This window comes from Streptomyces sp. NPDC059248, assembly GCF_042753905.1.
Lineage (GTDB): Bacteria > Actinomycetota > Actinomycetes > Streptomycetales > Streptomycetaceae > Streptomyces.
On the sequence record NZ_JBHYZV010000009.1, the window covers coordinates 120,573 to 130,528 of the forward strand.

The following is a 9,956-nucleotide window of genomic DNA, read 5'->3' on the forward strand; positions in this document are numbered from 1 at the left end:
CGTGTCAGGGACATGCCGTTCGGGCCGGGCTCTCAAATGGGCGAGGCGAGACGGTAGACCCCACATCACGGAGCCCCTCCGCGGTAGCCGTTCATACTGCTGTGCGGTACGCCTGCGTCATCCATCCTGCGCAAGACCTCATCGCCCTGGGGTACGCCGACTTCGCTGAGGAGGCGCGCCAGGTTCACCCCGACGAAGCCCCGGTCCTCCTTCGTCAGTCCCTGAAGCGTTGCTGCCAGCGTCCGCTCCCATCCGTCCCGCTCGGTGAGCAGGTCGCCGTGGGCGACCGTCCAGTCGAGCACCCCTTGGGCCTGGTCGGGATGGTGAAGCAGCCAGAGTGCCGCCAGACCGACCGGCCCGCCAGCGACCACCTCTCGGTAGAAGCGGTAGGCCTCGCGGTGGGCCTCACCGAAGCCCGGCGGAAGGAGGAGCTCGGCAGGATGGTTTGAAGCCGGTAGGAGGCCGGCTGGGGGGTCCAGGAACCAGTAGGTCAGGCCCGCCCCGTCGATGTTCCGCGGTTGACCGGGGGGCTCGACCTGAGCGGTCCCGTACAGAGTCGGCGGCTGTAGAAGGGGATCAGAAGCACCCGGTAGTCCGGCACTTCCAAGGATGGCCTGGTCGATCAGCCGGCGCGCCCCGTCCTCCGTCAGGCCGCTGCGTGCCGCGACCACCGGATTGCTCACGTTCCAGGCGATTTCGTAGCGTACTCGCGAAGGCGTTGATGTCGCAGGACCCCGGCGTGGCACCTCCACCACGGTCCGGCGTTCTGCCAGCGAGACCCACCCGATCGAGTCGAACTCCCGTCGGAAGGCCGCCCCAATCGACGGTCGGAGGTATCCCCAGATGTTTCCGCCCCGGGGCGGTTCGAGGCGGTCCGCTTCCGAGTCGGAGAGGAAGACAAGCGCGCGATCCGCAGACGATCCGAACCGTTGCCGCAGGAGCTGCCGAACCGGTGAAGAACTGACCGACGTAAACAGTGGCCTGCTCATGACGCACTCCTCCTTCGCGATGTGTTCGTGTGATCTCGGTGGCGCCCTAGCAGGAAGCGGATCACTCCCCGACGATGGCGAGCGGTACGGGAGAGCTCGCGCACCACGAGGGCGAAGGCCGTCCTCTGGAACATGTCCGGGTCGGCTTCGACCCGCCCAAGCCCTTGGGCCACCGCTTCGTACGTGGACGGATCGTCAAGACCCAGCACGACGAGGGCGAAGCCCTGCGCGGGATGGCGCTCCAGCGTCCGGGCCAGACTCATCCGGACCGCACCCGATGCGCCCGGCTGGGGGAACGTCGAGAGGGACATGCAGTGGATCACGTGTACCGCCAGCGTGTGACGGGGCGTTCCCCGGCCGGTCTCCAGCCACCTCGTCACCGTCTCAAGAACCTCGATGTGGTTCGCCTCCTCGGTCAGGAGGGCACCCAGCGCGAAGGAGACGGCGGAACGCAGTTTCGCGTCCAAGTCCGGAGAGGAACCGTCGAGGACGGTGTCCAGAAGTTTGAGGGCCGCAGCCGGCCGGGCAAGACCGTAGCTACCCGCACAGGTCTCGGCGACCGTGCAGCGGAGAACGGCAGATGACCGGCTCCACCGGCGCATCTGCTCCTTGACCGCACCGGACACCAGGGGGTGCTGGACGATCTCTCCCAGCGCGACTGCCACCAGACGTCGGCGCCAGCGGTCGCCCGAAGAGGCGAAGCGGTGCAGCTGAGTCAGCGCACCTGGGCCGGTCGCATGGGCGAGCACCCGGCCGATCGCCTCTCCGGCAGCCACATCCAAGCCCGGCTGATAGCGCAACTGCTCCAGCGCTCCCCACAGCGCGTCCGGCATGCCCTCGAAGTCCAGCCACAGGTGCCGAAGGAGTGCGGCGGAGCGGTGCCTGCCGGAGAAGACAATCGGCTGCACCGGATAGCGGTACCGGTCGGCGGAAGAACTACGAGGTGCCAACGGGCGCGCGCCGATAGCTTCGAGCCGGTCCTCGAATGAGGGGCCGAGGACATCGGACGGCTGTTCCTCCGGCGTCTCGTTCCGTCCTGTCTTGGCAGCACGCGCACCGAGCGAGGGCCGCATTGCTGCGGCGAACTGCTCGATCACCGTGCGGTCTTGTCCCCGGAGCAGAGCGACCGCCGCCATCAAGGAGACCTCGTCGGCACTGTGCCGGGCCTTGGCGAGCGCGGACCGGGCGGCGGCCTCGGTACCGGTCAGGAGGTCCTTGAGCACGGACTTTATCGATGCCGACGTCTCCGTACACTGCCGCAACCCGTCCGATAGGTCGACTGCGTCGCCCGGCAACGGATGCGTCGAGAGGTAGTCAGTGCACTCAGGGGAGGCCAGGTGCCCCAGTGCGGCGTCCAGTTGTGAGCCGTCGAGCCTCCCTTCAGCGGCCATGAGCCGTAGTCGCCCCTCTACGACCTCGTGCGGTCCGGGCGCGGCATGCGCCTCTTCCCATCGGCTGGTGTCTGACGGCAACCGGGCATCCTGTGCCACGGTGACGACCAGGTGTGCCCCGGCGCCGTGCATGGCCTCAGCCAGGCCCGCCAGCCGCACGCCGTCGAGCGATCGGGCGGATGCCGCCGGCAAACCCTGTAGGAGGTACCCGCGGCCGGCCTTCGGTCGCCACGCCGACAGATCCGCCATCGCGTCCAGGCCCGTGACACCACTCTCGCCGTGCCTTTCGGCGAGAAGGGCGAACGCCACCGTACGGGCGCCCGTTCCGGCCCTCGCCCTGAGCAGTACGATCCGGCCGTCCAGCGCCTTCCGGCACCGTCCGTACGACGGCGGTTCAACAAATCCGTACAACCGGCCGCGCACCTCATCCGCCGGATAAGGTCCCTCGCGCAGGCGCGGCTTGAGGATTCGCTCGGTGGCTTCGTCGGTCCACGCACTGATGTTCAAGTATGTGAAGTCGCCGCCGACGTTCCCCATCAACGCGACCCCACTGTCCACCCGTTGGTCGCCCTCGCGGAGAGAACTGTGCTGACCGGCCCGCAGGCCAGCCGGCGGAGCAGGCTGGTCGGTGTTCGGTGGGACGTCCGGCTCGGCGGCGGGGCCGGGTCCGGCGTTCACCGGTGGTCCCTGTCACCGGTCCGCTTGTCACCCGCAACGTTGTCTCCGCCGCCCCAGTGCTGGTTGGTACCGCGGTACGTGGTCGCGGGCGCGGTATAGGTGAAGTCACGACCGACGTTGCCCATCACCGCGGCTCCTTCACCGACGTGCTGGGAGTCTCCGCCGTACTCCGTTCCGGAACCCTTGTCCGGCGCCACGGCGACCGCCGCCGGCACCTCAGCTGCGGGTTCCTCACGCGGCCGGATGCCCGCCTGCACGAGGTTCCCGGAGGGCGAAGGAACGTACAGCCAGGCCCGCTGCGAGAAGTTCTTGGCTTCGACGGTGGCCGACACTTCGATACACCGGTCGGGGTGGAGCCCCGTGTAGGCGCCCAACACGACGTCTTCGTAGACCCGCTCCGAGACGATTGCGGCGAGGTGGGTCACCTCTTGACTCGCCGCGGCAAGGATGGCCTTGACCGGAAGCGAATCCAGGAGCCGATGCATATCGTTGCGGGCCGTGCCGTTGCCGTCCCCGGGCTCGCCCCCATCGGGCAGCGGGCCGACGTGGACGCTGGCCCGGAGCCTGATCCGTGGACCGACTGCCTGCCGGTTGTACGAACCGAGTACGTCGTCCAGAACGCCCAGGAACGGCCAGAGCACAAAAGGCAGGTGCACCGGATCGAACCCGAAGACGACTCCGTCCCCCGTATTGGCGGGAAAACGCTGGGCATCGCGCAGCTGGTGCAGGCCGGCCCGCTCCAGGGCCTGGTCCACCAGCTGGGGAATGAGCTGGCTGACCGGCCCGTGTTGAGCAGCCGGCAGGCCGGTGAAGTCCTTCGCGTCAACGGCGAACAGGGCGCGGTAGGGCGGGAGCGGTCGGCTTTCGGCGTACGGAACAGGCACGGGTACGGGTACGGACATGCGGGGTCTCCTCACGGATGGTCCGATAAGTAGCCCTAGTCGGGCTGCTTCGAGGTTCCATCCGGGCCGCTCCGCCGAGTGCACAGCACTGGGCGCACAGGATGTGTCCCGGGTCACAGGCCCCGCCCTCAGTGGGCCGCCGCCCAGCGCTGCAGGGCTTCCACGTCCCTGATAACGATCACCCGACGCGCCGTTTCAACCAGCCCGACGGCCCGCAGCTGCCCCAACCCGCTGATGACCGCATTGCGTGTCACACCGATCGCCTGCGCGACCTCTGCCTGACTCAGCCCCGTCAGTCGGACGGGGTTGCTCCCGGGCAACTGATCAGTGAGCACGGCAAGCCTCAGCAGCGTGCGCGCCAGTCGCACGGCCAAGGGCAATGTCTGCAGTTCGGCTCGGTGGATGTCGGACTCGCGCATCCTGGCGAGTGCCTGGCGCATCAGATGCATGACCAGTCCGCGCTCCTCGACGAACTGGACGAAGCGATGTGCGTCCAGAACGACCGCAACGCAAGGCGTCAGGGCAACGACGTCCGCCGTCCGTGGGGTTCCGTTGAAGACGGAGACTTCTCCGACGAGGTCCCCCGGCCCTCGAAACGCGAGCCATGTCCTGGCGCCATTCGGTTCTCGGCAAACCACCTTGGCCAACCCGGAGGTGAGAGCGAGGAGGTGCGTCCCCGGGGATCCCTGCCGCAGCATCACGCTGCGCTCGGAGTACATCCTGGTCACGCCTTGACTGCGCAGTTCGCGCCAGACTTCGTCGGACAGCACGCGTCGCCTTCCCATCACGCCCGCATCAATGCGCCTCGAACCCACGAGTTGTACGCCGATGTTGCGGGCGGCATCGACGATCAGCTGACGTTGACCGAAAGCAATCGTGGCGGTCCCGCCCCGCAAGGCTCACCATGGCTGTCTCCGGGCGCGCCATGAAACCAGGGCTCCTGGGCGATCCGATCGAGCGGCCCGGATTCATTTGCGGGCCGTGACCTCGGCAAGGAGGGCCACAGCCGTGGCGGCTCCCACAACAGCGGCACCGGCTTCTGGTGGGTACAGAGCCAGGATGGTGACGAGCAGACCGACCAGCAGAAGGACAGCAACGCGCACGCTCACGGGTTCCAGGATGTGCTGAGGGTCTTCCTCGGTGTCGTGCGCCGCGGTGAAGGATTCGTCACTATGGCTGACGCCATAGGTGAGACCAGGCCGGCGAACGCCACGTTCTACGGGGTCAAAAGCAGAGAGTTCGAGGTGGCCCCTTCGCCAGCGCGACATGAGTTGGTCATGCTGCACCGACTCTTCCAGAAGCACAGGGTCAAGCGACAATGGTCGTTCACCCACCTGGCAGAAGAGACAGGCATTCCATCAGATGCCTGGATCCGTTGGTACACCCACGCCGAGCTGCCGACTCGCGAGGCGGTCGTGGCCTTCTCCCACATGGCACACCTGATGCTTGAGGACCACGTGCTCTCCTCGGGCTTTGGGAAGCTGCCCACGAGACTTTGGAGGCGCAGCGCGGCTTCGAGGATCTACCGGAACGTGTCAGCTTCGACGAGACATGGTCGATGCGAGATCCGACGACACCCATCTTGTGGGCACTCGCGGGGATCGCAGGAGAGGAACGGCGTGCGTACGGTCCTGACCTCGCAACCGGAACTGCTCCGGCATTCGTCGTGGCAGGGCCACCGGGGTCAGGGCAGTCCACAGCACTGGTGAACATCTCACGCGCTCTGCTCGCTGCCGATGCCCGCGTTGTTCTGGTCGCGCCACGAGCCTCCCCCTTGCGAGAGATGGCTGGTCAAAGCGGAGTGGTGGACTGCTTCATACGCGATGAGCTCGGTACCGACGAACTTGAGGGAGCGCTGTCTTCGGCGTCTCCCGAGGAGCCGATCGTCGTGGTGATGGACGACGCGGAGATCCTCGACAAGTGTGACGCCGGACGTCTACTCAAAAGCGTCGTGCATCACGGATTCGAAGAAGGAACGGCCCTGGTGGTGGGCTGCCTCGAAAACAAACTCCCGTTCGGCTTCGGTTGGGCCGAGGAGACGAAGAAGGTCCACCGCGGCCTTCTATTATCCCCGCAGGAGCGGAGCACCGGCGATGTGATCGGCATCAGAATCGGCGATTCCATCACTGGCTGGCCTATCGCCCCTGGCCGGGGTTGGCTGCACCTCGGGGACGGCAAGCTACTGCCAGTCGCTGTGCCGGGGTGAGGCGCCACTGAGGCTGGCCAACCGTTGACACTACTGGTTCTCCGTCTCCTGGGCGCCGTCGATCGTGGCGACTGACCCGAGACTGGGCCATTCCTTGCAGCACTCGAACCGGCGGACAAGTCCGTGCACTCCACAATGGCTGAACCTCGGATGAGCCGGATCGGCAAGTCGATGATGTGCGGAGGGGCCGGACCGTACGACCGGAGCGGGTCTCAGGGGGCCGTCTGTGGACATCAGCCAGCTGCGCAACCCGTATGACTTCCGGAATCCGGTGCACGAATCCTCCGTCTTCGCCGGTCGGAAGCAGGAGCAGGAAGCCATCCGGTACGAGCCCGGGCACGCGGCGGTGAACCGTCCCCCTGTGTGCGTGGTCCTGCACGGACCACGGGCCGCAGGCGAGACCAGCCTCCTCAACACCACCGATCGAATGGCCCGTGACCGAGAGTTCACCACCATACAGGTGGAGTTGGCCTCGGCACACGCGCGTGAGTCGGCGACCCGCCGGGAACAAGACCGTCTGAGACGGGGCCCGCCGGCAGACGAAGAGGGCAGTCCTCCGGGTCGTACCGCGATCAGCCGATCGGCTGATTCCGCTTCGAGCCCGTTGGGTCATGCGGCGCGGCGGGTGCCCGCGCCAAGCTCTCCGTATGAACTCAACGCGCGTCCCGAGGAGGGGCCGGGGGCCCATCGTCGAAGTCAGCGACCTGCGGAAGGCGTACGGCGGCAGGAATGTCGTCGACGGTGTCTCCTTCACCGTCGAGGAGGGCGAGATCTTCGGGATCCTCGGTCTGAACGGCGCCGGCAAGACCACCTCGGTCGAATGCGTCGAGGGTCTCCGGGTACCCGACTCGGGCCGTATCCGGGTCGCCGGGTACGACCCGGTCGCCGAGCGAGCCGAGGTCACCGAGGTCCTCGGCGCCCAGCTCCAGGAGAGCGCCCTCCAGGCCAAACTGACCGTGGGCGAGGCGCTTCGGCTCTACTCCGCCTTCTATCCGCGCCCGCTCGCCTGGCGGCCCCTCGCCGAACGGCTGGGCCTGACCGCGAAGCTCGACACCCGCTTCGGCACCCTGTCCGGCGGACAGAAGCAGCGGCTGTTCATCGCGCTCGCCCTCATCGGCTCGCCCCGTGTCGTCGTCCTCGACGAGCTGACCACCGGTCTCGACCCGCGGGCCCGCCGCGACACCTGGTCGCTGATCGAGGACGTCCGGGCCGGCGGTGTCACCGTCGTCCTCGTCACCCACTTCATGGAGGAGGCCCAACGGCTGTGCGACCGGATCGCCCTGATCGACAAGGGGCGGGTCCGCGCGCTCGACACCCCCGAAGGGCTGATCCGCCGCTCGGCGGGGTCCACCGTCATCTCCTTCACCCCGTCGCGGCCGGTCGACCACGAGTATCTGACCGCGCTCCCCGGGCTCACGGCCGTCGAGAACACGGCCGACCGCGTCACGCTCCGCGGCACGGACGAGACCGTCGACGCGGTGATCCGGCTGCTCGCCCGGAGCGGGATCCGGGCCCACCAACTCAGGGTCACCGACGCCTCATTGGACGACGCCTTCATCGATCTGACGAAGACATGACCGGCGAAGCCCCGCCGACCGGCCCACCTCCCGACAGGAACAGCGATATGACCGAACCAGCGACGACCACGGCCACGACCGCCACCCGCGGCCCCTCCCCCCGCGCCGCCGTGCTGCGTTCCGAGATCAGGCTCTACCGACGTGACCCCTCCAACATCGTCTCCATCGTCTTCCCGCCCGTACTGCTGCTGATCCTCGGGCTCGTACCGATGTTCCAGGAAGTCGACGACGACCTCGACGGCCTGCGGATCATCGACCTCTATGTGCCGGTGGTCGTCCTGATCTCCTTGATCACGGCCGCCCTCCAGATCTTTCCGCCGATCCTGACCGGCTACCGGGAACTCGGCATCCTCCGGCGGATGTCGACGACCCCGGTACGCCCCTCCACCCTGCTGGCCGCGCAGATCTGGCTGAACGGGGTGACGGCCCTGATATCGGCGGCCCTGTGCCTGGTCGTGGGCCGGCTCGCCTTCGATGTGGCGCTCCCGCGCGAGGTCGGGGGGTACGTTCTGGCGCTGCTGCTCGCCGCCGCGGCGAACCTCGCCATCGGCGCCCTGATCGCGGCCCTGGCCAGGACCGCCAAGCACGCGACCGGTATCGGCACCGCGGTGTACTTCCCCGCCCTGTTCTGCACCGGACTGTGGATTCCCGTACGGGCCATGCCGGACGCCCTCGCCGGCATCGTCGAGTTCACCCCCTTCGGCGCCGCGGCCCTGGCGCTCGACCGGGCCGCCACCGGCGACTGGCCCGACTGGTTCCATCTGGTCGTGCTCGTCCTGTGGGCGGCGGTCGCCTCGGCCGCCGCCGTCCGCTGGTTCCGGTGGGAGTAGGGGCACGACCGTGCACACTGGGGCCATGACGACGGCGGACACCGATCTCGACCGGCACTGGGCGACCGTCCTCCGATGGCATCCGTACTGGCTGCTCGCCACCAGCGCCCTGCTCGCGGCGGCACGGCCGGAGGTGACACCGGCCACGGATGAACGCGTCGCCGTCGGCGTACTGATCGTCGCGGCTCTCGTCCTCCAACTGTGGTGGGAAAGGGCCCGCCGTCTCCGGACGGGCCCCGACACCGCGTCGGCCACGTACTTCGCGCTGCGCTGGGCCGTCAGCTCCGTACTGACCTGGCTGAATCCGTTCTTCGCGTTCTTCGCGGCGACCGGCTACCTGGACAACAACGTACTCCTGCGCAAACAGCGCTGGCGGCACGCCGGGGCCTTCGCCTCCTCCCTCCCGCTGGCCGCGGCCCAGGCGGGCGGGCTGCCCTTCCGGGACACCGGGCAGTGGGCCCTGTTCTTCGGGATGCTCCTGACCAACAACGCGCTGCTGACCCTGATCGGCTACTTCGTCCAGCACGAGGAGGAACGGTCCGCCGCCAGGGCCGCCACCATCGCCGAACTCGAACGCACCAACACCGCCCTTCAACAGGCGCTCGACGAGAACGCCGCCCTCCAGGCGCAGCTCGTCCTCCAGGCGCGCGAGGCGGGCGTGGTCGAGGAACGCACACGGCTGGCGGCCGAGATCCACGACACCATCGCCCAGGGCCTGGCCGGAATCATCACCCAGCTGGAGGTCGTGTCGCACACCTCCGATCCCGCGACGGCACACGAGCACGTCGACCGTGCCGCCGCCCTGGCCCGCCACAGCCTGGGCGAGGCCCGCCGCTCCGTGCGGAACCTGGCTCCCGTGGGCCTGGCCCACGACACACTCCCCCAGGCGCTGCGGAAGTCGGTCGGCCAATGGGCCGCGCAGACCGAGGTCCGCGCCGAGTTCACCCTCGTCGGCCGGGCCCAGGAGCTGCACGGCGAACTCTCCGCCACCCTTCTGCGCATCACCCAGGAGGCGTTGGCGAACGCTGCCCGGCACGCCGGCGCCTCCCGCGTCGGCGTCACCCTCAGCTATATGGACGGCGAGGTCACCCTGGACGTCCGCGACGACGGCCGGGGCTTCGACCCGCTGCGGCCACCGCCGCGCACCGGGACCGGCGGCTTCGGGCTCGACGGGATGCGGGCCCGAGCCGAGCGCGTCGCGGGCTCCCTCAGCGTCGAGTCCGAACCCGGCCACGGTACGGCGATATCGACCCGGCTCCCCCTGGTCCGCCCCTGACCCCCCGGTGTCGTCGAACCGGCCGGGGCGGACACGGCGACGAGCGCCCCCCCGGGGGCGGGCGCACGTGCGGGTGGCACGGCCGGGACGGGGACCCGAGCCCGGGG

At 68.5% G+C, this 9,956-nt stretch carries 9 protein-coding genes; 4 read left to right on the forward strand and 5 right to left on the reverse strand.

Features of this window, described 5'->3' with window-relative positions:
• Positions 1–65 precede the first annotated feature (65 nt).
• The 5 genes from ACFXG1_RS06295 to ACFXG1_RS06315 all read right to left on the reverse strand — a co-directional run bounded on the left by ACFXG1_RS06295 (position 66) and on the right by ACFXG1_RS06315 (position 5,264).
• Positions 66–989, reverse strand: a complete 924-nt coding sequence (locus ACFXG1_RS06295; RefSeq protein WP_384709625.1) for a hypothetical protein — start codon at positions 987–989, stop codon at positions 66–68.
• The gene (locus tag ACFXG1_RS06300) at positions 986–3,058 is read right to left on the reverse strand and encodes a hypothetical protein (protein ID WP_384709627.1); all 2,073 of its coding nucleotides are present in this window, start codon (positions 3,056–3,058) and stop codon (positions 986–988) included. Before ACFXG1_RS06300 ends, ACFXG1_RS06295 begins: the two co-directional genes overlap by 4 nt.
• A complete protein-coding gene (locus tag ACFXG1_RS06305) occupies positions 3,055–3,960 on the reverse strand; it encodes a hypothetical protein (RefSeq protein ID WP_384709630.1) in 906 nt (301 codons plus the stop codon). Before ACFXG1_RS06305 ends, ACFXG1_RS06300 begins: the two co-directional genes overlap by 4 nt.
• 128 nt (positions 3,961–4,088) lie before the next feature.
• Complete coding sequence (locus ACFXG1_RS06310; RefSeq protein ID WP_384709633.1) at positions 4,089–4,856, reverse strand: Crp/Fnr family transcriptional regulator; 768 nt, start codon at positions 4,854–4,856, stop codon at positions 4,089–4,091.
• Between the two features lie 72 nt (positions 4,857–4,928).
• On the reverse strand, positions 4,929–5,264 hold the full coding sequence (locus ACFXG1_RS06315; protein WP_384709636.1) for a hypothetical protein: 336 nt from the start codon (positions 5,262–5,264) through the stop codon (positions 4,929–4,931).
• 254 nt (positions 5,265–5,518) lie between these two features.
• Between ACFXG1_RS06315 and ACFXG1_RS06320 the strand changes: the two genes are divergently transcribed.
• From ACFXG1_RS06320 to ACFXG1_RS06335, 4 genes are all read left to right on the forward strand, one after another.
• Entirely contained in the window at positions 5,519–6,166 is a 648-nt protein-coding gene (locus ACFXG1_RS06320; protein ID WP_384709647.1) for an AAA family ATPase, read from the forward strand.
• A gap of 647 nt (positions 6,167–6,813) precedes the next feature.
• Complete coding sequence (locus ACFXG1_RS06325; RefSeq protein ID WP_384709639.1) at positions 6,814–7,743, forward strand: ATP-binding cassette domain-containing protein; 930 nt, start codon at positions 6,814–6,816, stop codon at positions 7,741–7,743.
• Positions 7,744–7,790: 47 nt separating this feature from the next.
• On the forward strand, positions 7,791–8,573 hold the full coding sequence (locus ACFXG1_RS06330; RefSeq protein WP_384709642.1) for an ABC transporter permease: 783 nt from the start codon (positions 7,791–7,793) through the stop codon (positions 8,571–8,573).
• 25 nt (positions 8,574–8,598) lie between these two features.
• A complete protein-coding gene (locus tag ACFXG1_RS06335) occupies positions 8,599–9,849 on the forward strand; it encodes a sensor histidine kinase (protein WP_384741396.1) in 1,251 nt (416 codons plus the stop codon).
• The last annotated feature ends 107 nt before the right edge of the window (positions 9,850–9,956 follow it).

Excerpts from the sequence above, each read along its gene's own strand:
- ACFXG1_RS06295 (WP_384709625.1), bottom strand. The coding sequence starts at position 989 with ATGAGCAGGCCACTGTTTACGTCGGTCAGTTCTTCACCGGTTCGGCAG.
- ACFXG1_RS06305 (WP_384709630.1), bottom strand. The coding sequence starts at position 3,960 with ATGTCCGTACCCGTACCCGTGCCTGTTCCGTACGCCGAAAGCCGACCG.
- ACFXG1_RS06320 (WP_384709647.1), top strand. The coding sequence starts at position 5,519 with ATGCGAGATCCGACGACACCCATCTTGTGGGCACTCGCGGGGATCGCA.
- ACFXG1_RS06325 (WP_384709639.1), top strand. The coding sequence starts at position 6,814 with ATGAACTCAACGCGCGTCCCGAGGAGGGGCCGGGGGCCCATCGTCGAA.
- ACFXG1_RS06330 (WP_384709642.1), top strand. The coding sequence starts at position 7,791 with ATGACCGAACCAGCGACGACCACGGCCACGACCGCCACCCGCGGCCCC.
- ACFXG1_RS06335 (WP_384741396.1), top strand. The coding sequence starts at position 8,599 with ATGACGACGGCGGACACCGATCTCGACCGGCACTGGGCGACCGTCCTC.